General features: G+C 61.3%; 22 protein-coding genes and 1 pseudogene. 17 read left to right on the top strand and 6 right to left on the bottom strand.

What is annotated here, in order from left to right; all coding sequences use genetic code 11:
- Window positions 1-522, bottom strand: a pseudogene (locus tag PseAD21_RS26670) (signal recognition particle-docking protein FtsY); the annotation flags it as partial.
- Here PseAD21_RS26670 and PseAD21_RS26665 point away from each other — a divergent pair.
- The 6 genes from PseAD21_RS26665 (at window position 521) to PseAD21_RS26640 (ending at window position 6,213) form a co-directional block, all read left to right on the top strand.
- Window positions 521-715, top strand: a complete 195-nt coding sequence (locus PseAD21_RS26665) for a hypothetical protein (protein ID WP_025112092.1) — start codon at window positions 521-523, stop codon at window positions 713-715. The pseudogene PseAD21_RS26670 and the gene PseAD21_RS26665 overlap by 2 nt on opposite strands.
- Window positions 716-867: 152 nt before the next feature.
- Window positions 868-2,223 carry a pitrilysin family protein gene (locus tag PseAD21_RS26660; RefSeq protein WP_025112091.1) on the top strand — a complete coding sequence of 452 codons (1,356 nt, stop codon included), beginning with the start codon at window positions 868-870 and terminating at the stop codon, window positions 2,221-2,223.
- Window positions 2,216-3,703, top strand: coding sequence for a pitrilysin family protein (locus PseAD21_RS26655; RefSeq protein WP_102358750.1), 1,488 nt, complete (start codon window positions 2,216-2,218; stop codon window positions 3,701-3,703). Before PseAD21_RS26660 ends, PseAD21_RS26655 begins: the two co-directional genes overlap by 8 nt.
- Complete coding sequence (rsmD, locus tag PseAD21_RS26650; protein ID WP_102358749.1) at window positions 3,703-4,308, top strand: 16S rRNA (guanine(966)-N(2))-methyltransferase RsmD; 606 nt, start codon at window positions 3,703-3,705, stop codon at window positions 4,306-4,308. The genes PseAD21_RS26655 and rsmD overlap by 1 nt, the downstream gene beginning before the upstream one ends.
- A gap of 52 nt (window positions 4,309-4,360) precedes the next feature.
- A complete protein-coding gene (locus tag PseAD21_RS26645; protein ID WP_102358748.1) occupies window positions 4,361-5,359 on the top strand; it encodes a hydrolase in 999 nt (332 codons plus the stop codon).
- Window positions 5,356-6,213, top strand: coding sequence for an AraC family transcriptional regulator (locus tag PseAD21_RS26640; protein WP_102358747.1), 858 nt, complete (start codon window positions 5,356-5,358; stop codon window positions 6,211-6,213). Before PseAD21_RS26645 ends, PseAD21_RS26640 begins: the two co-directional genes overlap by 4 nt.
- A gap of 97 nt (window positions 6,214-6,310) precedes the next feature.
- Here the strand turns inward: PseAD21_RS26640 and PseAD21_RS26635 are convergent, their stop codons facing one another.
- Window positions 6,311-7,165 carry a sulfurtransferase gene (locus PseAD21_RS26635; RefSeq protein ID WP_102358746.1) on the bottom strand — a complete coding sequence of 285 codons (855 nt, stop codon included), beginning with the start codon at window positions 7,163-7,165 and terminating at the stop codon, window positions 6,311-6,313.
- Window positions 7,166-7,196: 31 nt separating this feature from the next.
- Window positions 7,197-7,868 (bottom strand): TetR/AcrR family transcriptional regulator, encoded by a 672-nt coding sequence (locus PseAD21_RS26630; protein ID WP_102358745.1) that lies wholly within the window; start codon window positions 7,866-7,868, stop codon window positions 7,197-7,199.
- A 145-nt stretch (window positions 7,869-8,013) separates the two neighbouring features.
- Here PseAD21_RS26630 and PseAD21_RS26625 point away from each other — a divergent pair, with 145 nt between their 5' ends.
- The 5 genes from PseAD21_RS26625 to PseAD21_RS26600 all read left to right on the top strand — a co-directional run bounded on the left by PseAD21_RS26625 (window position 8,014) and on the right by PseAD21_RS26600 (window position 12,684).
- Window positions 8,014-9,444 carry a coniferyl aldehyde dehydrogenase gene (locus PseAD21_RS26625; protein ID WP_102358744.1) on the top strand — a complete coding sequence of 477 codons (1,431 nt, stop codon included), beginning with the start codon at window positions 8,014-8,016 and terminating at the stop codon, window positions 9,442-9,444.
- Between the two features lie 28 nt (window positions 9,445-9,472).
- Window positions 9,473-10,018 carry a twin-arginine translocation pathway signal protein gene (locus tag PseAD21_RS26620; RefSeq protein WP_102358743.1) on the top strand — a complete coding sequence of 182 codons (546 nt, stop codon included), beginning with the start codon at window positions 9,473-9,475 and terminating at the stop codon, window positions 10,016-10,018.
- Between the two features lie 121 nt (window positions 10,019-10,139).
- Entirely contained in the window at window positions 10,140-11,735 is a 1,596-nt protein-coding gene (locus PseAD21_RS26610) for a GMC family oxidoreductase (RefSeq protein ID WP_102358742.1), read from the top strand.
- A gap of 115 nt (window positions 11,736-11,850) precedes the next feature.
- On the top strand, window positions 11,851-12,330 hold the full coding sequence (coaD, locus tag PseAD21_RS26605) for a pantetheine-phosphate adenylyltransferase (RefSeq protein WP_003229157.1): 480 nt from the start codon (window positions 11,851-11,853) through the stop codon (window positions 12,328-12,330).
- Between the two features lie 102 nt (window positions 12,331-12,432).
- Window positions 12,433-12,684 carry a YfhL family 4Fe-4S dicluster ferredoxin gene (locus PseAD21_RS26600; RefSeq protein ID WP_003195146.1) on the top strand — a complete coding sequence of 84 codons (252 nt, stop codon included), beginning with the start codon at window positions 12,433-12,435 and terminating at the stop codon, window positions 12,682-12,684.
- Between the two features lie 125 nt (window positions 12,685-12,809).
- Here the strand turns inward: PseAD21_RS26600 and PseAD21_RS26595 are convergent, their stop codons facing one another.
- The 3 genes from PseAD21_RS26595 to PseAD21_RS26585 all read right to left on the bottom strand — a co-directional run bounded on the left by PseAD21_RS26595 (window position 12,810) and on the right by PseAD21_RS26585 (window position 14,840).
- The gene (locus PseAD21_RS26595; protein ID WP_025112081.1) at window positions 12,810-13,133 is read right to left on the bottom strand and encodes a hypothetical protein; all 324 of its coding nucleotides are present in this window, start codon (window positions 13,131-13,133) and stop codon (window positions 12,810-12,812) included.
- A 69-nt stretch (window positions 13,134-13,202) separates the two neighbouring features.
- Complete coding sequence (gene mutM / locus PseAD21_RS26590; protein WP_102358741.1) at window positions 13,203-14,015, bottom strand: bifunctional DNA-formamidopyrimidine glycosylase/DNA-(apurinic or apyrimidinic site) lyase; 813 nt, start codon at window positions 14,013-14,015, stop codon at window positions 13,203-13,205.
- Window positions 14,016-14,027: 12 nt separating this feature from the next.
- Window positions 14,028-14,840 carry an HDOD domain-containing protein gene (locus PseAD21_RS26585; protein ID WP_178082172.1) on the bottom strand — a complete coding sequence of 271 codons (813 nt, stop codon included), beginning with the start codon at window positions 14,838-14,840 and terminating at the stop codon, window positions 14,028-14,030.
- 228 nt (window positions 14,841-15,068) lie between these two features.
- Here PseAD21_RS26585 and PseAD21_RS26580 point away from each other — a divergent pair, with 228 nt between their 5' ends.
- From PseAD21_RS26580 to ilvD, 6 genes are all read left to right on the top strand, one after another.
- Window positions 15,069-15,608: a type 1 glutamine amidotransferase domain-containing protein gene (locus PseAD21_RS26580; RefSeq protein WP_102358739.1), complete on the top strand. Its 540-nt coding sequence runs from the start codon at window positions 15,069-15,071 to the stop codon at window positions 15,606-15,608.
- Window positions 15,609-15,873: 265 nt separating this feature from the next.
- On the top strand, window positions 15,874-17,070 hold the full coding sequence (locus PseAD21_RS26575) for a class I SAM-dependent rRNA methyltransferase (protein ID WP_102358738.1): 1,197 nt from the start codon (window positions 15,874-15,876) through the stop codon (window positions 17,068-17,070).
- A 444-nt stretch (window positions 17,071-17,514) separates the two neighbouring features.
- A complete protein-coding gene (locus PseAD21_RS26570) occupies window positions 17,515-18,588 on the top strand; it encodes a SagB family peptide dehydrogenase (RefSeq protein ID WP_102358737.1) in 1,074 nt (357 codons plus the stop codon).
- A complete protein-coding gene (locus tag PseAD21_RS26565; RefSeq protein ID WP_102358736.1) occupies window positions 18,585-19,562 on the top strand; it encodes a diiron oxygenase in 978 nt (325 codons plus the stop codon). Before PseAD21_RS26570 ends, PseAD21_RS26565 begins: the two co-directional genes overlap by 4 nt.
- A complete protein-coding gene (locus tag PseAD21_RS26560) occupies window positions 19,555-20,787 on the top strand; it encodes a multidrug effflux MFS transporter (protein ID WP_102358735.1) in 1,233 nt (410 codons plus the stop codon). The genes PseAD21_RS26565 and PseAD21_RS26560 overlap by 8 nt, the downstream gene beginning before the upstream one ends.
- 258 nt (window positions 20,788-21,045) lie before the next feature.
- A complete protein-coding gene (gene ilvD, locus PseAD21_RS26555) occupies window positions 21,046-22,887 on the top strand; it encodes a dihydroxy-acid dehydratase (protein ID WP_102358734.1) in 1,842 nt (613 codons plus the stop codon).
- The last annotated feature ends 138 nt before the right edge of the window (window positions 22,888-23,025 follow it).

Below are 23,025 nucleotides of genomic sequence, written 5' to 3'. Positions count from 1 at the left end.
AGGTGCAGGTGCAGGTGCAGGTGCAGGTGCAGGTGCAGGTTCGGCTTGTTGAACGACCGGAGCAACCGGGGCAACAAACACCGGAGCAACGGGTTCAGGAATAACCGGCGCAAGTTCGACAACGGGCTCAACCACCGGCGCCGAAGCAACTTCAGACACCAACGCGGCAGGCGCCGGAATCACTGGCGTGATGTGCGGCGCAGCCTCTTCGACCAATGCCACCGGCTCTTCCGCCACCGGCAAGGTCAGCCACGGCTCAGCCGGAGTCAGCGGCAATTCAGCCGCCCCAGGCGCTTCAGGCTCGGGCGCAGGCTCAACCGGTTGCAGCACCGGCTCAGCAATCGGCAGCACGATTGGTGCCGGCTCTTCTTCTATTACCGGAGTCGGCGCAGGGGCTGGCTCAGGAGTCGCAGGCGGCTGTTCGACGACGGGTTCCTGCGGTTTCTTACGCAGCCATCCGAACAGGCTTTTCTTCTCGCCAGCCGCAGCTGGGGTCTTCTTGTCGTCGTTGGAACCAAACATGGAGGACGGCTATCTCACGGTAGCGACGCGCCATAAGGGCGCCCCGGCAAATAAATATTCGATGCAGAACAGACTGTGTTTCATCCAGCTTGTTCACGCGCAACATTTTGTCGAGGCGCCACAGGCACCTCAAAGGTCGATTAATACGAAGGACTGGAACGGCATCGTCGGCGAAAACGCAGAGTTTAGCTGACAAACTCAAAGCTTCTGCCGGAAACCCATACAACCTATAGACCGATCAGTGGCCTGATAGGCGTGGCCGCCAGTAAAACGGATCAGTATCCTAGCACCTCCTCGCCCGCCTAGGCTAAGACCAAGCGGGCAGCCCAACAGGTTAAAAAACGAATGAATGCTCTAGCCCGCCGCGCTGCAGGCCTGCTGCTCAGCACAGTCTGCCTGCCCCTTTCGGCCCTGGCGGCCGACCCGCAACCGACCCACGAATTCACCCTCGACAACGGCCTCAAGGTCGTCGTGCGCGAAGACCATCGCGCGCCAGTGGTGGTGTCGCAGGTCTGGTACAAGGTCGGTTCCAGCTACGAAACCCCGGGCCAGACCGGTCTGTCCCACGCGCTTGAGCACATGATGTTCAAGGGCAGCGAGAAAGTCGGCCCCGGCGAAGCCTCGTTGATCCTGCGCGACCTGGGCGCCGAAGAGAACGCATTCACCAGCGACGACTTCACTGCTTATTACCAAGTACTGGCCCGCGATCGTCTGGGCGTAGCCTTTGAGCTGGAAGCCGACCGCATGGCCAATCTGCGCCTGCCGGCTGACGAGTTCGCCAAGGAAATCGAAGTCATCAAGGAGGAGCGCCGCCTGCGCACCGACGACAAGCCGATGTCCAAGGCTTACGAGCGCTACAAGGCGATGGCTTACCCGGCCAGCGGCTACCACACGCCGACCATCGGCTGGATGGCTGACCTGGACCGGATGAAGGTCGAGGAGCTGCGGCATTGGTATCAATCCTGGTATGTGCCGAACAATGCCACGCTGGTGGTGGTCGGCGACGTCACCCCGGACGAGGTGAAGACCCTCGCCCAGCGCTACTTCGGGCCAATCGCCAAACGTGACGTGCCACCGGCGAAGAAACCACTGGAGCTGGCCGAACCCGGTGAACGCCAGATCACTCTGCACGTGCAAACTCAACTGCCTAGCCTGATGCTCGGTTTCAACGTGCCAAGCATCGCCACCGCTGAAGACAAGCGCTCGGTCAATGCCCTGCGCCTGATCTCGGCGCTGCTCGACGGCGGCTACAGCGGACGCATCCCGACGCAACTGGAGCGCGGCGAAGAGCTGGTGTCCGGTGGTTCGTCGAGCTACGACGCCTACACCCGGGGCGACAGCCTGTTCACCTTGTCGGCGACACCGAACACCCAGAAGAAAAAGACCATGGCGCAGGCCGAAGCCGGCCTGTGGAAACTGCTGGAGCAGTTAAAAACCACCGCGCCGTCCGCCGAAGAACTGGAACGCGTGCGGGCACAGGTCATCGCTGGCCTGGTGTTCGAGCGTGACTCGATCACCAGCCAGGCCACCGCCATTGGCCAGTTGGAGACCGTAGGCCTGTCGTGGAAACTGATGGACACCGAACTGGCCGACCTGGAAAGCGTGACCCCGCAAGACATCCAGAACGCCGCCAAGTTGTATTTCACCCGCGAACGTCTCAGCGTCGCCCACGTCCTGCCACTGGAGACGACTCATGAGTGAGCGCAAATCCCCACGCCTGCTGCTCGGCCTGATCGCCGTCGCGGTGATCGGCTCCGCCGCGTTTTATCTGATGCCCGGTGCCAAAACCGACGCCAGCGAGGCGCTGGATAACGCCAAGACCAGCCAGAAGCTGCAATCGCTGACCGAACTCGACGGCAAGGCTCCGGCCAGCCGCAAGCTCGACGTGCAGACCTGGAACACCGCCGGTGGCGCCAAGGTGCTGTTCGTCGAAGCCCATGAGCTGCCGATGTTCGACATGCGCCTGATCTTCGCCGCCGGCAGCAGCCAGGACGGCAATGCACCAGGCCTGGCAGTCCTGACCAACGCCATGCTCAACGAAGGCGTGGCCGGCAAGGACGTCGGCGCCATCGCCCAGGGCTTCGAAAGCCTCGGTGCGGATTTCGGCAACGGCGCCTACAAGGACATGGCGCTGGCTTCGCTGCGCAGCCTGAGTGCCGCCGAACAACGTGAGCCAGCACTCAAGCTGTTCTCCGAAGTGGTGGGTAAACCGACGTTCCCGGCCGACTCCTTCGCGCGCATCAAGAACCAGATGCTCGCCGGTTTCGAATACCAGAAACAGAACCCCGGCAAACTCGCCAGCCTGGAGCTCATGAAGCGTTTGTACGGTGATCACCCGTATGCCCACTCCAGCGACGGCAATGTGCAGAGCGTGCCGAAGATCACGCTGGCGCAACTGCGCGAGTTCCACGCCAAGGCCTATGCGGCCGGCAACGTGGTGATCGCGCTGGTCGGCGACTTGTCTCGCGCCGAAGCGGAGGCGATTGCCAACCAGGTCTCCGGCGCCCTGCCCAAAGGCCCGGCGCTGGCGAAAATCGCCCAGCCCCAGGAGCCCAAGGCGAGCATCGGTCACATCGAGTTCCCGTCCAAGCAGACCAACCTGTTGCTCGCGCAACTGGGCATCGACCGTGACGACCCCGATTACGCAGCGCTGTCGATGGGCAACCAGATCCTCGGTGGCGGCGGCTTCGGCACCCGCCTGATGAGCGAAGTGCGCGAGAAGCGCGGCCTGACTTATGGCGTGTACTCCGGGTTCAGCCCGATGCAGGCCCGTGGCCCGTTCATGATCAACCTGCAGACCCGCGCGCAAATGAGCGAAGGCACGCTGAAACTGGTGCAGGACGTGCTCGCCGATTACCTGAAGACCGGCCCGACCCAGAAAGAACTCGACGACGCCAAGCGCGAGCTGGCCGGCAGCTTCCCGCTGTCCACCGCGAGCAATGCCGATATCGTCGGCCAACTGGGCGCCATGGGCTTCTATAATCTGCCGCTGAGCTATCTGGATGACTTCATGCGTCAGTCCCAGAGCCTGACCGTCGAACAGGTCAAAGACGCGATGAACAAACACCTGAGCACGGACAAAATGGTCATCGTCAGCGCTGGCCCGACCGTGCCGCAAAAGCCGTTACCGGCCCCATCTGATAAACCTGCCGAGCAACCGCTCGGGGTTCCGGAGCATTAATGGCTATTCGTCCTAAAAAACCTGCGCAGAACGTCCACAACGGTGTGAACCAGCTGCGCATCATCGGCGGCGAATGGCGCAGCCGCAAACTGAGCTTCCCCGATGCGCCGGGCCTGCGCCCGACGCCGGACCGTGTGCGCGAAACCCTGTTCAACTGGCTCGCACCGTATGTGGCCGGGGCCAAGGTGCTGGACCCGTTCGCCGGCAGCGGCGCGCTGTTTCTCGAAGCGCTGTCCCGAGGCGCGGCCATGGGACAGGCGCTGGACGCCAGCCACCTCGCCGTATCGAGCCTGAAGGAACACCTAGGCACCCTGCGCTGCACCAACGGCCAGGTGCAGACCGCCGACGCCCTGCGCTATCTGGAAACCCAGGTCGCCACGCCGTTCGACCTGGTGTTTCTCGATCCGCCGTTCAACCAGAACCTGCTGCCAGCCGTCTGCACCCTGCTGGAAGAACGCCAATGGCTCGCACCCGACTCGTGGATCTACACTGAAAGCGAGACCGCGCCTTCGACGCTGGGTTTGCCGGGCAACTGGCGCCTGCACCGCGAGCAGAAATCCGGGCGGGTGTACTACGCGTTGTGGCAACGTATGGCAGTCAACTGAAAGTATTGAAGAACCCTGTGGTGAGGGAGCTTGCTCCCTCACCACAAAAGGTGTGTGCCCTCTGGAAACTGAACGTTTCACCCCCGCCTTCGGCCTCGGCAATCCGCACCTGCAAACCTTGTGGGGGCCGCTGTGGCGCAAAACCGTACACCTTGATCGCCAACGCGAACGCCTGTGGCTGGACGACGGTGATTTCCTCGATCTCGACTGGCATGGCCCGCACAGCGCCGAGGCGCCGTTGGTGCTGGTGCTGCATGGGCTGACCGGCTCTTCCAATTCGCCTTATGTCGCCGGGATCCAGGTCGCGCTCGCTGCGCAAGGCTGGGCCAGTGTCGCGCTGAACTGGCGCGGTTGCTCCGGTGAACCGAATCTGCTGCCGCGCAGCTACCACTCGGGCGCCAGCGAGGACCTCGCCGAAGCCATCAAGCACCTGCGCGCCCAACGGCCGCTGGCGCCGCTGTATGCGGTCGGCTATTCATTGGGCGGCAACGTGCTGCTCAAACATCTGGGCGAAACCGGCAGCGACAGCGGCGTACTCGGTGCGGTGGCGGTGTCGGTACCGTTTCGCCTCGATCAATGCGCGGACCGGATCGGCCAGGGTTTTTCCAAGGTCTATCAGGCGCACTTCATGCGCGAGATGGTCGCCTACATCAAGAACAAGCAGCGTCAGTTCCAGCACGACGGGCGCGAAGATGGCCTGGCAGCACTGGCGGCGCTCGGCTCACTGGAGAACATGCGCACCTTCTGGGACTTCGATGGCCGGGTCACCGCGCCGCTGCACGGTTTTACCGATGCCGAGGATTACTATCGCCAGGCGTCGAGTCGCTACTTTCTCGGAGAGATCCGCACGCCGACCCTGATCATTCAGGCCGCCGACGATCCATTCGTATTCCCCCACAGCCTGCCGACGGCCGAGGAGCTGTCCGCCACTACCCAGTTCGAGTTGCAGACCAGGGGTGGGCATGTCGGCTTTGTCGATGGCTCGTTCCGCCAGCCCGGTTACTACCTGGAACGACGCATCCCGCAATGGCTGGCCGGCGTGACGCAATGAGCGATCAGAGCGAGTCGATCCGTTTCTGGCAAACCGCGCCACTGGCCGGTGTCGAGTTGCTGTCGGCGCGCTACATCGAACATCGCTTCGCCCCGCACGTCCACGACGGCTATGTGATCGGCATGATCATGGCCGGCGCCCAGCGCTATCGCTATCGCGGCGCCGAACACCTGGCCGGCAGCGGAACGCTGGTGCTGATCAACCCGGACGAATTGCACACTGGGCACAAGGGCACCGAGGACGGCTGGCTGTACCGGGCGTTTTACCCCGACACCGGGCAGATCGTGTCCTTGCTTGAGGAACTGGAACTGCCCACCGCGCCCATGCCTGCCTTTGGCGCGACGCTCTACCGCGACCCGGATCTGGTCAATGGTTTCTGTCAGTTGCATCGGCTGCTGGAAAGCCCCGCCACCGCGCTGCAACAGCAGACGGTGTGGCGCGAGATGATGATGCTGCTGTTGCAGCGCCATGCCGCGGTGCAGATCAACGGCAAGCCGGGCAAGGAACACCGCGCGGTGGTGATGGCCAAGGAGTTATTGCATGCGCAACTGGCCGCGCCGCCATCGCTGGAAGAGTTGGCCGCTGCGGTGAACCTGTCGCCCTTCCACTTCGCCCGGGTATTCCGCCGCGCCACCGGCATGCCGCCGCACACCTGGCTGATGCAGCAGCGCATCGCCACTGCACGGGGGTTATTGCAGCACGGTTGTCTGCCAGTGGAAGTCGCCATGCAACTGGGCTTTGCCGACCAGAGTCATCTGAGCCGGCAGTTCAAGCAGGTGTATGGCGTGGGGCCGGCGGCGTATCGCAGTGCCCGACAAATACCTTCAAACACCGAATCCCCTTTGTCGGAGTGAGCCTGCTCGCGATGACGGCCGCTCATGCAACATTGATGTCGACAGACACGACGCTATCGCGAGCAGGCTCACTCCTACAGGGAGAACTTCGTGGTGATCACTCGCCCGTGGCGATCCCGCGAGCCGGCTCGTTGATCCACTCACTCCACGACCCGGCATACAACGAACCCAACGGATAACCCGCCAGGCACAACGCAAACAGGTTGTGACACGCCGTCACCCCGGAACCGCAATAGGCAACCAGTTCCGCTGGCGAGCGCTCACCGAGTTTCGCGGCAAAACGCTGCTTGAGCTGATCCGCCGGCAGAAAGCGCCCGTCGCTGCCGAGGTTGTCGGTGAACGCCGCGCATTGCGCGCCGGGAATGTGCCCGGCAATCGGGTCGATCGGTTCCACCTCACCCTTGAAGCGCGGCAAGGCCCGGGCGTCGAGCAACGTCAGCGACGGCTGAGCAAGGCGTTTCTGCAATTGTTCGGCGCTCAGCAGCAGTTTCATGTCCGGCTGACCGCTGAAGTTGCCCCGGCTGACCGCTGGCGCATCCAGGCTCAGCGGCAAACCCGCCGCGTGCCAGGCCTTGAGCCCACCGTCGAGAATGAACACACCGTCGCGCTTGCCCAGCCACGCCAGTAACCACCAGGCCCGGGCCGCGTAGGCGCCGGGGCCGTCGTCGTAAAGCACCACATCGCTGTCGGCATTGATGCCCCAGGTTTGCAGGCGTTCGATCAATGCTGCCGGCTCGGGCAGCGGATGGCGTCCGGTCACGCCTTTGATCACCTTGCCACTGAGATCACGCTCAAGGTCGGCGAAACGGGCGCCGGCAATGTGCCCTTCGGCGTAGCTGCGCTGCCCGTAGTCCGGGTCTTCGAGGGCAAAACGACAATCGAGAATCACCAGCCCCGGTTGCTCCTTGCGGGCATCCAGTGCGTTCGGGCTGATCAGTTGCGCAATCGGCATAACGGACTCCTGTGAGCGACTTCGAAATGGGTTACTGCCCTTCCTCGAGGGCCTGGGCCAGCGGCACGTAAAACTCGTCAAACAAGGCATTCACCTCTTCGCGCGCCTGATCGGTGACGAACCCGGCTTCCAGCACCAGCACCTGATACACGCCACGCTTGATGGCCTGCTCGCTGAGGTGGTTGGAGTTTTCCCGGGTGGTGCACAGAAAGCGCACCCAGGAGGTGAGGATGATCCAGGCATTGATCGTCAGGGATTCGATTTGCACCCGATCCATCTTGAGAATGCCAGCCGCCACAAATCCCTCGTAGATTGCCATGCCCTGGATCACGCAGCGCTGGGAGAACCGCCGGTAGCGCGCCGCCAGATCGGGATCGCTGTCGAGCAGGTGTTCCAGATCGCGATGCAAAAAGCGATAGCCCCACATCGCCGACAGCAGCTCCTTGAGGTAATAGCGCTTGTCTTCGACCGTGGCAACACGCCCCTGCGGCGGGCGCAGAAAGCTGTCCACAAGGCTTTCGTACTCACTGAACAGTACGGCGATGATCGCCTGCTTGTTGGGGAAGTGGTAGTACAGGTTGCCCGGAGAAATCTCCATGTGGGCCGCAATGTGGTTGGTACTGATGCTGCGCTCGCCCTGCTGGTTGAACAGTTCGAGGCTGTTCTGCACGATGCGCTCGCTGGTTTTTATTCGTGGGGCCATGGCTTGAGCTTTAATTCAGAGTGCGGTGAGGGGCATCTTACGACCTAACCGGAAATGGATAAAACAAAGCTGTGTCGGGAAGTCATTTGACTTTGTAGAGCATAGACTCTAAAAAGTCCTCACTACAATAAATCCGGAGCAGACGATGACTGCCGACATTGCTTACCTGCAAACGCTGCAACAGCCACTGGAAGAGCTTGACCGGCTCTTCGCGGCACAGCGCGCCGCCTATGCCGCCAACCCGATGCCGCCGGCAGCCCAGCGTCAGCAATGGCTCAAGGCATTGCGCGACTTGCTCAGCGATGAGCGTCAGGCCCTGATCGACGCCATCAGCACGGATTTCAGCCATCGCAGCGCCGATGAAACCCTGCTCGCCGAACTGATGCCCAGCCTGCACGGCATTCATTACGCCAGTCGCCACCTCAAGGGCTGGATGAAGTCCTCGCGGCGCAAAGTCGGCATGGCTTTTCAGCCGGCGTCGGCGAAAGTGGTGTATCAACCCCTCGGCGTGGTCGGCATCATCGTCCCGTGGAACTACCCGTTGTATCTGGCCATCGGCCCGCTGGTCGGCGCACTGGCGGCGGGCAACCGGGTGATGCTCAAGCTTAGTGAATCGACGCCCGCCACCGGGCTGCTGCTCAAGGCCTTACTGGCGCGAATCTTCCCCGAAGATCTGGTGTGCGTGGTGCTCGGTGAGTCGGACGTCGGCGTGGCGTTTTCCCGTCTGCGCTTTGATCACCTGCTGTTCACCGGCGCCACCAGCATCGGCAAACACGTGATGCGCGCTGCGGCGGAAAACCTGACCCCGGTGACCCTCGAACTGGGCGGCAAATCCCCGGCCATCGTCTCGCGCGACGTGCCGCTCAAGGACGCCGCCGAACGCATTGCCTTCGGCAAGACCCTGAATGCCGGACAGACCTGCGTCGCCCCCGATTACGTGCTGGTGCCGCAAGACCGTGTCGGCGCGTTCGTCGAAGCCTATCGTCAGGTGGTCAACAACTTCTATCCCACCCTTGCCGACAACCCGGACTACACCGCGATCATCAACGAGCGCCAACTGGCCCGGCTCAACAATTATGTCAGCGACGCCACCAGCAAGGGCGCGCTGCTGATCCCGCTGTTCGAACAGGGTCAGGGCCGGCGCATGCCGCACAGCCTGTTGCTGAACGTCAGTGACGAGATGATCGTGATGCAGGACGAAATCTTCGGCCCGCTGCTGCCGATCGTGCCGTACCAGGATCTGGACCAGGCATTTGCCTACATCAATCAGCGGCCGCGTCCTCTGGCGCTTTACTACTTTGGCTACGACAAACGCGAACAGAACCGCGTACTGCACGAAACCCACTCCGGCGGCGTGTGCCTGAACGACACCCTGCTGCATGTGGCGCAGGACGACATGCCATTCGGCGGCATCGGCCCTTCGGGCATGGGCCACTATCACGGCCATGAAGGTTTCCTGACCTTCAGCAAGGCCAAAGGTGTGCTGATCAAACAGCGCTTCAATGCCGCCAAACTGATTTACCCGCCTTACGGTAAATCGATTCAGAAACTGATCCAGAAGCTGTTCATCCGCTAATCGTCGTCACCGCCGGGTAATAACAACAATGCACCCAAGCCTGACCGAAACACCTGCCCTGTCGCGCCGTGGTCTGCTGAAATTCAGCCTCGGCGCCACAGCATTCCTCGCCACCGCCGGCCTTGGCGCCAGCCTCAGTGGCTGCTCATCGAGTGTCGCCGCCAACGGCTTCGTCACCTTGCGCGACGGCGACCTGTTGTTCCTGCGCGCCTTGATTCCGGTGATGCTCGACGGCGCCGTGGCGAGCGAAAAAATGCCCGGCGCCGTCGATGGCACGCTCAAGTCGCTGGACTACAGCCTCGATCACCTGTCGCCGGAGATGCTCAAACTCACCCGGCAACTGTTCGATGTGCTCGGCATGGCCGTCACACGCGGCCCGCTCACCGGCATCTGGGGCAGTTGGGAAAACGCCAGCCCCGAGGCGATGCGCCACTTCCTCGAACGCTGGGAAAACAGCTCATTGAGTTTGTTGAAAATGGGGCATAGCTCACTGCAACAAATGGTGCTGATGGCCTGGTACACCCGCGCGGAATCGTGGGGGCATTGCGGCTACCCGGGCCCGCCTACCGTCTGAAATCGGCGCCGCGCCTTTCGCGAGCAAGCCCGCTCCCACATTTTGAAATGCATTCCCCTGTGGGAGCGGGCTTGCTCGCGAAGGGGCCCGCAAGAACAACAAAAACAAGAGAACCTGACCGATGCCCGTACCCGACCCGTTCCGCGAAGGCCTCGCCCGTGGCTGGAAAACCTACAACGGCGCACAACTGAGCAACGACCTGACGCTGCAAGCCGACGTGGCCATCATCGGCAGCGGCGCCGGTGGCGGCACCACGGCGGAAATCCTCAGCGCCGCCGGCTACAAAGTGCTGCTGATCGAAGAAGGCCTGCTCAAGACCAGCTCCGATTTCAAGATGCTCGAAGACCAGGCCTACAGCAGCCTCTATCAAGAAGGCATCGGCCGCATGAGCAAGGATGGCGCGATCACCATCCTGCAGGGCCGTGCCGTGGGTGGCACCACGCTGATCAACTGGACATCGAGCTTCCGTACCCCGGAGCCGACACTCGAGCACTGGGCCAAGGAACACAACGTCAAAGGCCACAGCCCGGCCGAAATGGCGCCGTGGTTCGAGAAAATGGAACAACGCCTGGGTGTCGCACCATGGATGGTTCCGCCCAATGCCAACAACGACGTGATCCGCAAGGGCTGCGAGCAACTCGGGTACAGCTGGCACGTGATCCCGCGCAACGTACGCGGCTGCTGGAACCTCGGCTATTGCGGCATGGGCTGCCCGACCAACGCCAAGCAATCGATGATGGTCACCACCATCCCCGCGACCCTGGAAAAGGGCGGCGAGCTGCTGTACCTGGCCCGAGCGGAAAAACTGTTGATCAGCGGCGACAAAATCACCGGCCTGCAATGCGTGGCAATGGATGAGCGCTGCGTCGAGCCGACCGGACGCAAAATCACCGTCAAGGCGCGGCATTACGTGCTGGCCGGCGGCGGCATCAACAGCCCCGCACTGCTGCTGCGCTCGGATGCACCGGATCCGCATCAGCGCCTCGGAAAACGCACCTTCCTGCATCTGGTGAACATGTCCGCCGGACGTTTCGACGAAGTGATCAACCCGTTCTACGGCGCGCCGCAGTCGATCTACTCGGATTATTTCCAATGGAAGGACGGCACCAGCGGGCCGATGGGCTACAAACTCGAAGTGCCACCGCTGCAGCCGGCGCTGGCCGCGACGTTGCTCGGCGGTTTCGGCACACAGAACGCCGAACACATGGCTGATCTGCCGCACACCCATGCGATGCTGGCCCTGCTGCGCGACGGCTTCCACCCGGACAGCGTCGGCGGCAGTGTCGAGTTGCGCGGCGATGGCTCTCCGGTGCTCGACTATCAGGTCTCGCCTTACGCCTGGGAAGGCTTGCGCCGCGCCTTTCACAGCATGGCCGAGATCCAGTTTGCCGGCGGCGCCAAATCGGTGATGCCGATGCACGCCGATGCGCGCTACGTGAAAACCCTGGCCGAAGCCCGCACGCTGATCGACGGTCTGAGCCTTGAGCTGTATCGCACGCGCCTGGGCAGTGCCCACGTGATGGGCGGTTGTGCGATGGGCGAAGACCCGAAAAGTGCGGTCACCGACAGCCTCGGCCGGCACCATCAACTGAGCAATCTGTCGATTCACGATGGCTCGCTGTTCCCCACCAGCATTGGCGCCAACCCGCAATTGTCGGTGTACGGACTGACCGCACAACTGGCGACGTCCCTCGCCGATCGGCTTAGAAATCCGTGAAAAAACCGATTTATCGCGTCGTCTATAGTGCTTTCTTACCCAACAGGCGACTTGGCCGACCGGGACGGCTGCGATACCATCCGACTCCCCAACGGACTCCCGCCAGGACGACGCGATGAACCGAGTGTTGTACCCAGGTACCTTCGACCCTATTACCAAGGGCCATGGCGATCTGGTCGAACGCGCCTCGCGCCTGTTCGATCACGTGATCATTGCGGTCGCTGCCAGCCCGAAGAAAAATCCGCTGTTCCCGCTGGAACAACGGGTTGAACTGGCTCGCGAGGTCACCAAACACCTGCCGAACGTGGAAGTGGTCGGTTTCTCGACGCTGCTGGCGCATTTCGCCAAAGAGCAGAACGCCAACGTGTTCCTGCGTGGTCTGCGTGCGGTGTCGGACTTCGAATACGAATTCCAGCTGGCCAACATGAACCGCCAACTCGCACCGGACGTAGAGAGCCTGTTTCTCACCCCGTCCGAGCGTTATTCGTTCATTTCCTCGACCCTGGTGCGGGAAATTGCCGCGCTGGGCGGCGATATCAGCAAGTTCGTGCACCCGGCCGTGGCCGATGCCCTGACCCTGCGCTTCAAGAAGTAACGACCGTTCAAACGGCGCCCGCGTGCACTGCGGGCGCCAATGCGGCACAATTACGCGCATTGATTTATAGCGCCCGGGCCTGCCGCCCCGGCTGGAGTTAGCATGTCCCTGATCATCACCGACGATTGCATCAACTGCGACGTCTGCGAACCCGAGTGCCCGAACGCCGCCATTTCCCAAGGCGAAGAGATCTACGTGATCGACCCGAACCTGTGCACGCAGTGCGTCGGCCACTACGACGAGCCGCAGTGCCAGCAGGTCTGCCCGGTGGATTGCATTCCACTGGACGAAGCGCATCCGGAGACTGAAGAACAGTTGATGGAGAAGTACCGCAAGATTACCGGCAAGGCCTGAGTTCTTCAGCGCCCGTACCGACGCCATCGCGAGCAGGCTCACTCCTACATTTGGAATGCGTTTCCCTGTAGGAGTGAGCCTGCTCGCGATGAGGCCGTCAGCCACACCGCAAAACCTGGATCAGCTCACTCGCGCTGCTCGAATCCCTCCCCCGTACACCCCAGGCAGCGCACGAACGCCGCTTTCGCCGGGTCGACCACTAACGCTTGCCCGGCATCGCCCACCCCGCCACCCAGCGCGGTAAACGGCAACGACACCACGAACACCCCGGCCCCCAACACCGTCGCCACCACCAGCAGCGGGCGGGCGATCAGCAAGTCGCCAATCATGGCGTAGGCCGGAGGGTTCTGAATCGCATAGCGTGGGTCACCGCTGCCGCCCTCCGTCGCCCGGGTCGGTAGACTGGAACACAACAGCAGCGCAATGAGCAGGACTTGCAGGGGCTTCATGGCACGATCCTTCGGGCTGAACAGTGAGACAACTCACTATAGACCGTAGGAGTTTTTCAGCCTTTTGCCTCAGCTCTGGCAGCGCGGGCAGAAGACACTGGCCCGCTGACCGAGCTTCACTTCCCGCAGGCCGGTGCCGCAGACCTTGCAGTGCTCACTGCCACGGCCATAGACAAACAGCTCTTGCTGGAAATACCCCGGCTGCCCGTCACCGCCAATGAAATCACGCAACGTGGTGCCGCCGCGCTCGATGGCCGCGGCAAGAATGCGCTTGATCTCGATGGCCAGCTTCAGATAACGCGCCCGGGAGATGCTCTTGGCCTCGCGGCGTGGGTCGATCCCGGCAGCGAACAGGGCTTCGGTCGCATAAATATTGCCGACGCCGACCACCACCGCGTTGTCCATGATGAACGGCTTGACCGCCATCGAACGCCCGCGCGACAGCTGGAACAGGCGCTCGCCGTCGAACAGGTCGGTCAACGGTTCCGGCCCGAGGCGAATCAGCAATTCGTGATTGAGCGGATCGGTGCTCCAGAGCATAGCGCCGAAGCGTCGCGGATCGGTGTAGCGCAGGGCCAGCCCGGATTCCAGCTCGATATCGACGTGCTCATGCTTCAACGCCGGCAGCCCGACCTCCACCAGACGCAGGTTGCCCGACATCCCCAGGTGACTGATCAAGGTGCCGACCTCGGCGTTGATCAACAGATACTTGGCTCGCCGCTCGACCAACACGATGCGCTGTCCGGACAGGCGCACATCAAGGTCTTCGGGGATCGGCCAGCGCAACCGGCGATCACGCACGATCACCCGGCTGACGCGCTGGCCTTCCAGGTGCGGGGCAATGCCCCGGCGGGTGGTTTCGACTTCCGGCAGTTCAGGCATGGTGTCCTCGAATCAATGCGCGCCGAGGTCGCGAATCGTCTGTTTGAGGGTTTCGAAATCGTAGTCCGACAGACCGACGTAATCGAGAATCAGCGCACCGATGCTGTTCCACTCGTGGTCTTCGGTCTGATTGCCCAGTACCCGGTAAGACGCACAGATGTGCTCGGCCATCTTCAGGATCGCCAGCAGATTCTTCATCTGACTGTTGCGTGAGGACTCGTCGCTGAAGATCGCCAGCGCATTGTGGTGATTGGCGATCGCCGTGCTGACGTGCTCCGGCAGGCGCCACGACTTGGCGGTGTAATAACCGACCACAGCGTGGTTGGTGTTGAACTCGCTGTTTTCTGTGTCCACCACTCGACATTCAGCGCTGGCATTGGCGTAAGCCTTTTCCAGAACCGTCATGTAATTGGGGAACCGCTGCAACATCAAAGGCACGCCGCAGTCGTGGAACAGACCCAAAGCGTAGGCTTCATCACCTGCCTGGGTGCCGATGCGCTTGGCCAGGGTCAGGCAGGTCATCGCCACGTCCTGGGCGGTGTCCCAGAAGCGGTTGAGGGTGACGATGGTGTCGTCGTTCATCTCGCCCTTGATCGACTGCGCGTTGATCAGGTTGATGATCGAACGGCTGCCCAACAGATTCACCGCGCGCTGGATCGAAGTGATCTTGTTGCTCAGGCCGTAATAAGGCGAATTGACGATTTTCAGCAGAGAACCGGACAGGCCAGGATCCTGGGAGATCAGCTTGGCGATCACCTCCAGGTCCGGGTCGGGCATGTACTGCTCCATTTGCAGATCCACCATGATCTGCGGTTGCGCGGGCACGCTGATGCCTTGCAGGGATTGTTGAATCTGTTCGGTGGTCAGCTCTTGGGACATAAGTACACACTCAGGGACAGGCGGCGATTCTAACCTCTAAAAACCGCGCGACGACACACCAGTGGGCAATTGTCAGGAACTTTCATTCAGGCCACAGCTTCGGAAGCTGTAATGCCCCAGGGATCACTCCGGTCCCATGCGGCGGCAAATTCCCGCAGACTCAGGAGCTTATCGATGGCCACTTCCCTCAACGGCAAACGCATCGCCATTTTGGTAACAGACGGTTTCGAACAGGTCGAATTGACCGGTCCCAAGCAGGCACTGGAGCAGGCCGGCGCCCGGGTCGACATCCTTTCCGCCGAGGCCGGCAAGGTCAAAGGCTGGAACCACGACAAACCGGCGGACGATTTCAAGGTCGACCAGACATTTCAAGGCGCCAGCAGCGAGCAGTACGACGCGATCGTCCTGCCGGGCGGCGTACAGAACTCCGACACGATCCGCATCGACCAGGATGCCCAGCACCTGGTCAAGACCGGAGCCTCTGCCGGCAAACCGATTGCGGTGATCTGCCACGGCAGCTGGTTGCTGATTTCCGCCGGGCTGGTCAACGGCAAGACCATGACCAGCTACAAGACCGTCAAGGATGATCTGGTGAATGCCGGCGCGCACTGGGTGGATAAAGAAGTGGTCAAGGACGGCAACCTGATCAGCAGCCGCCAACCGGATGATATTCCGGCGTTCAGTCGCGAATTGATCAGCGCCCTCACTGCCTGATCCGGATTTTTCCATTTCACAAAGATCTATTGTGGCGAGGGGATTTATCCCCGATGGACGGCGAAGCCGTCCCAAGCAGTCTGACTCGGTTCAGTTGAAGAACCGAGTTGTCAGGGTTTGCGGCTGCTACGCAGCCGATCGGGGATAAATCCCCTCGCCACAGATAAACTCCTTCATCACAGATCCCCCTCACCACATGTCCATTTGCCGGCCAATCAGCCGGCCTGACGCGCTATACTCCCGCTCTTTTTTCCGGAGCGACGTCATGTCCCTGCCTAGCCTGCGCCTCAAAGCCAACGCCGACCGTCGCCTGCGCAACGGCCACTTGTGGGTCTACAGCAACGAAATCGATGTGGCGGCCACGCCACTGCACGGCTTCAAGGCCGGCGATCAGGCAATCCTCGAAGCCGCCGGCGGCAAGCCGCTGGGCATCGTCGCCATGAGCCCGAACAACCTGATCTGCGCACGCCTGCTGTCGCGCGACATCAAACTGCCGCTGGACAAATCGCTGCTGGTGCATCGCCTGAACGTGGCCCTGTCGCTGCGCGAGCGCCTGTTCGACAAGCCGTTCTACCGTCTGGTTTACGGCGACTCCGACCTGTTGCCGGGTCTGGTGGTCGACCGTTTCGGCGACATCCTCGTGGTCCAGATCGCCTCGGCGACCATGGAAGCGCATAAAGATGACGTGATCGCCGCATTGACCCAAGTGCTCAAGCCTAGCGGCATTCTGTTCAAGAACGACTCCGCTGCCCGTGATGCCGAAGGCCTCAACCGTTACGTCGAAACCGTGTTCGGCCTGGTGCCGGAGTGGGTCGCCCTGGAAGAGAACGGCGTGAAGTTCGAAGCACCGGTCATCGAAGGCCAGAAAACCGGCTGGTTCTACGACCACCGCATGAACCGCGCCCGCCTGGCCCCGTACGCCAAGGGCAAACGCGTCCTCGACCTCTATAGCTACATCGGTGGCTGGGGCGTGCAGGCAGCGGCATTCGGCGCCAGCGAAGTGTTCTGTGTCGACGCGTCGGGCTTTGCCCTCGACGGCGTTGAACGCAACGCTGCGCTGAACGGCTTCGCCGACAAGATGACCTGCATCGAAGGCGACGTGTTCGAAGCCTTGAAAGAACTCAAGGCCAGCGAAGAGCGTTTCGACGTGATCGTTGCCGACCCGCCGGCGTTCATCAAGCGCAAGAAAGACATGAAAAACGGCGAAGGCGCCTATCGTCGCCTGAACGAGCAAGCCATGCGCCTGCTCACCAAGGACGGCATCCTGGTCAGCGCTTCGTGCTCGATGCACCTGCCGGAAGATGATCTGCAGAACATCCTGCTGACCAGCGCCCGTCACCTGGACCGCAACATCCAGATGCTGGAGCGCGGCGGTCAAGGCCCGGATCACCCGGTACACCCGGCCATCGCCGAAACCCGCTACATCAAGAGCATCACCTGCCGCCTTCTGCCTAACAGCTGATTGACACAAAAACGGGGAGCCCAAGGGCTCCCCGCTTGCTGTCTGGCGATGCAACGTCGCCGAATGCCTGTTCTTTCTCTATCCCGTCCTACATATAACTTCCCAAACCAGTGAAGGAAATTTCCCTGCGCTTTTGATTTAACACCCCATAACTTACAAACATGTTTTATTCGCGCGACCACTCCGACAAAATTACTGGAATTTTCCTACTTAATAATCACTTGCCAATAACTCATTACAAACTATGATTAAGTTGTCACCACGAGGTGGCACTCAATATTACTGAACATGGAGTTCACACTATGAAAGCAATTACTCTGGAAGCTAACAAAATCGCGAACCTGGCTTTTCTGGTCGCCCCTAAAGCCCGCTAAGTAAGGTGGACGTCGGGGAGTGCCGGCCCCCTGACGTCCTTTTCGACTTTGTCCAGAGCGAATAGCCAACATGCACATAAATCCTTATTTATTCATACTGCCGCGCACGCCCGGACTTATTGTCTGGAACTACAAAGAGCACCTTCAATATGAACTCGATATCGATTACTCATCGAGACTCGCCAAACTCATTCACGACCCGAGCCTGTTTGATCACTGCAATACAATAGACACACAACTATTAAATGCAAAAATATTAACCATTACAAAGATAGACAGTCCCGCATGGGGCTGGGATGAGTTATCGAAGATTTACCATATCGGCACACAGAACATTCCCTGCGAACAGGTGCCGCAGAATATCCATGAGTGGTCCCGACAATACCTGGATCACTGCAATGAAGTGCTGGCTGCAGAAGCCCCTCACAGGGAGCGCCCGGTTCAGGACCTCGAACGACGCATCGTGCTGCCTGCCCCGGTCACATTGACTGAAAGCAGCCTGGGCAATGCACTGCTGCAGCGAAAGACCTGTCGCACCTTTACCGGCGAAGCAATCAACCTTGATACCGTTGCCACACTGCTGTACCTCTCGCTCGGCTATCTCGCCGAACGGGAAAATGATCGCGACGCCAGCATCGCCCAAGGCCTCGGCGCGCGGCGCAGCAGCCCATCGGGTGGAGGGTTGAACGCCTGCGAAGGTTTTGTTCTGGCGCAGAACGTCAGCGGCCTGGAACCGGGCATTTACGCCTATCACCCGGCCGAGCACGCCTTGAGTCCGGTCGGTCCACTGCCCGAGCCGGCGTTGGGACAACTTCTGGCCGGGCAACACTTCATCAACAACTTGCCGTTGGGGCTGTTCATCACGGCTCGCTTCGACAAGCTCTGGTGGAAGTATCAGCACTCACGGGCCTACCGCATGGCCTTCGTCGAAGCCGGCCACCTTTCACAGTCATTCCAACTGGTGGCCACGGCCTTGGGATTGCGCACCTGGCTGACAGGGGCATTCGGCGATCATCAGGTCGAAACCCTGCTGGGAATCGAAGGCAGTGCCGAACAACCGCTGTTCTTTGTCGGCTGTGGCGCGAGCGACGGTCAGGCGATGTGTCAGGAAATGCAGGATCTGCTCCGGGAGACGCAAGCATGACCGCGCCCCTAGCGGATCCGCCTCCGGCGCCCGAGTCCTGGTCACAACGGTTTACCCTCGGTGACTGGAACAGTCACGCCTCGGTACGCACCAGCCATCACGAATACCTGCTGCCGCCAGACGTGCAGCAACAGTTGCAAACTCGTTTCTGGTTCCCGCCGGCCTTCCTGCCGTACCTGGCGCACCCCGTCATTCAGGCCGCAGGTGCAACTGTCATGCACCGCCTGACCGCCAATCATCTGGTGCATTTTCTCGACTACACCACCCTGCTCGAACACCGCATCGTCAACCGGGCGGTGGAAACCATCGTCCACGGCGAATTGCCTGCCTACGTTCCGCCACGGATGAAAACCGCAGCGTTGCAGCTCTATACCGACGAGGGCTATCACGCACTGTTCTCTGATCGGCTCGCCAGCCAGATCGCCGACTTGCATGGTTTCACCGAGCGCCCGGTGATGCCCTTGCGGATCACCCGAATGAACGCCCTGATTGCCCGCACCACCGAAAGCAATCGCCCACTGGCGTGGTTCCTGCTCGGCTTCGTCTCGGAAACCATCATTGCCCGGGAGTTGCTGGAGGTCTGTCGCGAAACACTGGTCACCAGCGTGAACGACATGCTGCGCGATCACCTGAGCGACGAGGCCCGGCACAGTCGCTACTTTTGCGAGGTGTTCCATTACCTGTGGCTGACCTTGAACAACCGCCAGCGCACCTTCACCGCCAGAACCCTGCTGGACATCATCGCAATCTTCTTCGAAGTCGATGAACACTGGCTGCGGCAAAGCCTGCGCGGCGTCGGAGTTGCAGACATGGACGTGGCGCAGATTGTTGGCGGCCTGACGACCGCACAGGCCAATCGGCAACGAGCGCAATCAGGCGTCGGCGCTACGCTGCATGCACTGGAGAAGGCAGGATTCTTTGCGCTGGAACATAACCGGAAACTTTTTGCCAAGGCAGGACTGATCGATGGATAACCGAGCAAAAACAGGCACCGCCCGACAACGACGCGGCGCCATCAGTCTTCTGCTGGCCATGGTCCTGCTTGGGGTATTTCCCCTGGACGTGCTGCTTCCTTCGTTTCCCGCCCTGGCCGAACACTTTCGCAGCACTCCGGCGGACATTGCGCTGTCGATCAGCCTGTTCGCCGTAGGGATCGCGTTCGCGCAGCTGTTGATCGGGCCACTCTCCGATGTGATCGGGCGTAAAGGGTTGCTGCTCGCGGGCATGGGTGTATCGATGCTGGGGGCGCTCGGCTGCGCCATGACCAGCGACTACAAGCTCTTTCTGGCCTTCCGGTTGCTGCAGGCCTTGGGTTGCGGCTGCTTTGTGCTGTCCCAGGCGCTGGTTCAGGACCTGTTCGAGGGTGAGGAGCGCGACCGCTTGCGCATCCTGATGGTGACCGCGACCGGAATTTTCATTTCAGTGTCGCCGCTGGCCGGCACGCTTCTGCAAACCACTCTCGGCTGGCGTGGCAGCTTCTGGGTATTCACCGCGCTGGCGGCGGTTGTACTGGTCAAGGCCTGGTTTTTTCTGGAGAACAGTCATCGCGTCATTCGCAACACGCCGCTCAACTTCCTCAATGCCTATCGCCGGGTGCTCGGCGATTTCGAATTCGTCGGCTACTGGCTCATTTCCGCATTTGCGTTCGCCTGCCACTTCTCGTTCATCGTCATCTCACCACTGATCTTCATGGATCAACTGCAGCTATCGGCCTATGACTTCTCGCTGATCCTGCTGGCCTACGGTGCGGCCTATATCGTTGGCGGGATTGCCGCTGCGCTGTTGAGCCGGCGCATCAGCTCCGCGCAACAGATCGTCGCGGGTTTGAGCATGATCCTGCTGGCGGGGCTGGTGATGCTGTTCCTGTCGCAGCACTTCGCGCTCTCGCCCGCCACGGTGCTGATTCCGATGCTGATCTGCACCGCCGGCACCACCATTGCGCGCCCGGCCGCCACCTCACGAGCCATGGGCCTGTTCCCGGGGAACGCCGGCACCTCGGCTTCGGCCGGTAGCACCATTGTCTTCATTTGTGGCGGCCTGATCAGCGCCCTGATCAGCCTGAGCCCGAGCAACCTGCAAGCAACCCTCGGCTACTGCTTTGTCCTGCTCAGTTGCATCGCACTGGCGCTGAACAAGCGGATCAGTCATCGCGCCAGAGTCATCGAAAGCAGCGCCATCGCCCCCACCGGCGGCGATTGAGCCTGCCGGTCGTCATGCCATACGCACCGTCGGCACTGGAACAATGCTTTGCGCCATTCCCTCCAGACGCCAGCGGTGTAGAATCGGCTGATTCATCGCCATTCATCCCCCGGCGGGTTTATGAGCTCAGGCTGAGGCAAGCGGCGATCCCGCAAAGTCATCGGCAACATCCAGGACACACGGCCATTTCTGAGTGTTCCAGACGTCAATAGAAGCTCACTCCCTTTTGATACCTGATTAGCCGCCCGGAGTGCTCCAATGCCTGATTACCGTTCGAAAACATCCACCCACGGCCGCAACATGGCCGGCGCCCGCGCACTGTGGCGCGCCACCGGGATGAAAGATGACGACTTCAAAAAGCCGATCATTGCCATTGCCAACTCGTTCACCCAGTTCGTACCGGGCCACGTACACCTGAAAGACCTTGGTCAACTGGTTGCCCGTGAAATCGAACGCGCCGGTGGCGTAGCGAAAGAATTCAACACCATCGCCGTGGATGACGGCATCGCCATGGGCCACGACGGCATGCTCTATTCGCTGCCGAGCCGCGAGATCATCGCCGACTCCGTCGAGTACATGGTCAACGCTCACTGCGCCGACGCCATCGTCTGCATTTCCAACTGCGACAAGATCACCCCGGGCATGCTGATGGCGGCCCTGCGCCTGAACATTCCGGTGATCTTCGTATCCGGCGGCCCGATGGAAGCCGGCAAGACCAAACTCGCTTCCCACGGCCTCGACCTCGTCGACGCCATGGTGATCGCCGCCGACGAAAGCGCTTCTGACGAGAAAGTTGCCGAGTACGAGCGCAGCGCCTGCCCGACCTGCGGCTCATGCTCCGGCATGTTCACGGCCAACTCGATGAACTGCCTGACCGAAGCGCTGGGCCTGGCACTGCCGGGCAACGGTTCGACCCTGGCCACCCACAGCGACCGCGAACAGCTGTTCCTGCAGGCCGGTCGCACCATCGTCGAGCTGTGCAAGCGTTACTACGGTGAGAACGACGAGTCGGTGCTGCCGCGCAACATTGCCAACTTCAAGGCGTTCGAAAACGCGATGATGCTCGACATCGCCATGGGCGGTTCGACCAACACCATCCTGCACTTGCTGGCTGCCGCCCAGGAAGCCGAGATCGATTTCGACCTGCGCGACATCGACCGCCTCTCGCGCAGCGTGCCGCAACTGTGCAAAGTCGCTCCGAACATTCAGAAGTACCACATGGAAGACGTGCACCGCGCCGGCGGCATCTTCAGCATCCTCGGTTCGCTGGCCCGTGGCGGCCTGCTGCACACCGACCTGCCGACCGTGCACAGCCGCAGCATGGAAGAAGCCATCGCCAAATGGGACATCACCCAGACCACCGACGAAGCGGTGCACCACTTCTTCAAGGCAGGACCTGCCGGTATCCCGACCCAGACGGCATTCAGCCAGTCGACCCGTTGGGAAACGCTGGATGACGACCGTGAAAACGGCTGCATCCGCAGCTTCGAGCACGCCTATTCGCAAGAGGGTGGCCTGGCCGTGCTGTACGGCAACATCGCCCTCGACGGCTGTGTAGTGAAAACCGCCGGCGTCGACGAGTCGATCCACGTCTTCGAAGGCAACGCGAAGATCTTCGAAAGCCAGGACAGCGCCGTACGCGGCATCCTCGCCGACGAAGTGAAGGCTGGCGACATCGTCATCATTCGCTACGAGGGCCCGAAAGGCGGCCCGGGCATGCAGGAAATGCTCTACCCGACGTCCTACCTGAAATCCAAAGGCCTGGGCAAAGCCTGCGCACTGCTCACCGACGGTCGTTTCTCCGGCGGCACGTCGGGTCTGTCCATCGGTCACGCTTCGCCAGAAGCTGCAGCCGGCGGTGCGATCGGTCTGGTGCAGGACGGCGACAAAGTGCTGATCGACATTCCGAACCGCTCGATCAACCTGTTGGTCAGCGATGAAGAACTGGCCGCACGCCGCGCCGAGCAGGACAAGAAAGGCTGGAAACCGGTCGAGATCCGTCCACGCAAAGTGACCACCGCGCTCAAGGCCTACGCCCTGCTGGCGACCAGCGCCGACAAGGGTGCCGTGCGTAACAAGGCGATGCTCGACGGGCTGTAAGCGTCAAATCGCAGAAACAAAAATGCCCCGCCAAAGTGCGGGGCTGATCGTTCCCACGCTCTGCGTGGGAATGTCTCAAGGGACGCTCTGCGTCCAGTGACGCGGAGCGTCACGGGCTGCATTCCCACGCAGAGCGTG

It is taken from the genome of Pseudomonas sp. AD21 (assembly GCF_002878485.1).
GTDB lineage: Bacteria > Pseudomonadota > Gammaproteobacteria > Pseudomonadales > Pseudomonadaceae > Aquipseudomonas.
This window is presented reverse-complemented; position numbering and strand designations above follow the sequence as displayed.

What these genes read in the sequence shown, in the direction of transcription:
- PseAD21_RS26570 (WP_102358737.1), top strand. Translation starts at nt 17,515, where the DNA reads ATGCACATAAATCCTTATTTATTCATACTGCCGCGCACGCCCGGACTT.
- rsmD (WP_102358749.1), top strand. Translation starts at nt 3,703, where the DNA reads ATGGCTATTCGTCCTAAAAAACCTGCGCAGAACGTCCACAACGGTGTG.
- PseAD21_RS26655 (WP_102358750.1), top strand. Translation starts at nt 2,216, where the DNA reads ATGAGTGAGCGCAAATCCCCACGCCTGCTGCTCGGCCTGATCGCCGTC.
- PseAD21_RS26560 (WP_102358735.1), top strand. Translation starts at nt 19,555, where the DNA reads ATGGATAACCGAGCAAAAACAGGCACCGCCCGACAACGACGCGGCGCC.
- PseAD21_RS26635 (WP_102358746.1), bottom strand. Translation starts at nt 7,165, where the DNA reads ATGCCGATTGCGCAACTGATCAGCCCGAACGCACTGGATGCCCGCAAG.
- PseAD21_RS26565 (WP_102358736.1), top strand. Translation starts at nt 18,585, where the DNA reads ATGACCGCGCCCCTAGCGGATCCGCCTCCGGCGCCCGAGTCCTGGTCA.
- coaD (WP_003229157.1), top strand. Translation starts at nt 11,851, where the DNA reads ATGAACCGAGTGTTGTACCCAGGTACCTTCGACCCTATTACCAAGGGC.
- PseAD21_RS26620 (WP_102358743.1), top strand. Translation starts at nt 9,473, where the DNA reads ATGCACCCAAGCCTGACCGAAACACCTGCCCTGTCGCGCCGTGGTCTG.
- PseAD21_RS26575 (WP_102358738.1), top strand. Translation starts at nt 15,874, where the DNA reads ATGTCCCTGCCTAGCCTGCGCCTCAAAGCCAACGCCGACCGTCGCCTG.
- PseAD21_RS26640 (WP_102358747.1), top strand. Translation starts at nt 5,356, where the DNA reads ATGAGCGATCAGAGCGAGTCGATCCGTTTCTGGCAAACCGCGCCACTG.
- PseAD21_RS26610 (WP_102358742.1), top strand. Translation starts at nt 10,140, where the DNA reads ATGCCCGTACCCGACCCGTTCCGCGAAGGCCTCGCCCGTGGCTGGAAA.
- PseAD21_RS26665 (WP_025112092.1), top strand. Translation starts at nt 521, where the DNA reads ATGGAGGACGGCTATCTCACGGTAGCGACGCGCCATAAGGGCGCCCCG.
- PseAD21_RS26600 (WP_003195146.1), top strand. Translation starts at nt 12,433, where the DNA reads ATGTCCCTGATCATCACCGACGATTGCATCAACTGCGACGTCTGCGAA.
- PseAD21_RS26625 (WP_102358744.1), top strand. Translation starts at nt 8,014, where the DNA reads ATGACTGCCGACATTGCTTACCTGCAAACGCTGCAACAGCCACTGGAA.
- PseAD21_RS26630 (WP_102358745.1), bottom strand. Translation starts at nt 7,868, where the DNA reads ATGGCCCCACGAATAAAAACCAGCGAGCGCATCGTGCAGAACAGCCTC.
- mutM (WP_102358741.1), bottom strand. Translation starts at nt 14,015, where the DNA reads ATGCCTGAACTGCCGGAAGTCGAAACCACCCGCCGGGGCATTGCCCCG.
- PseAD21_RS26660 (WP_025112091.1), top strand. Translation starts at nt 868, where the DNA reads ATGAATGCTCTAGCCCGCCGCGCTGCAGGCCTGCTGCTCAGCACAGTC.
- PseAD21_RS26595 (WP_025112081.1), bottom strand. Translation starts at nt 13,133, where the DNA reads ATGAAGCCCCTGCAAGTCCTGCTCATTGCGCTGCTGTTGTGTTCCAGT.
- ilvD (WP_102358734.1), top strand. Translation starts at nt 21,046, where the DNA reads ATGCCTGATTACCGTTCGAAAACATCCACCCACGGCCGCAACATGGCC.
- PseAD21_RS26580 (WP_102358739.1), top strand. Translation starts at nt 15,069, where the DNA reads ATGGCCACTTCCCTCAACGGCAAACGCATCGCCATTTTGGTAACAGAC.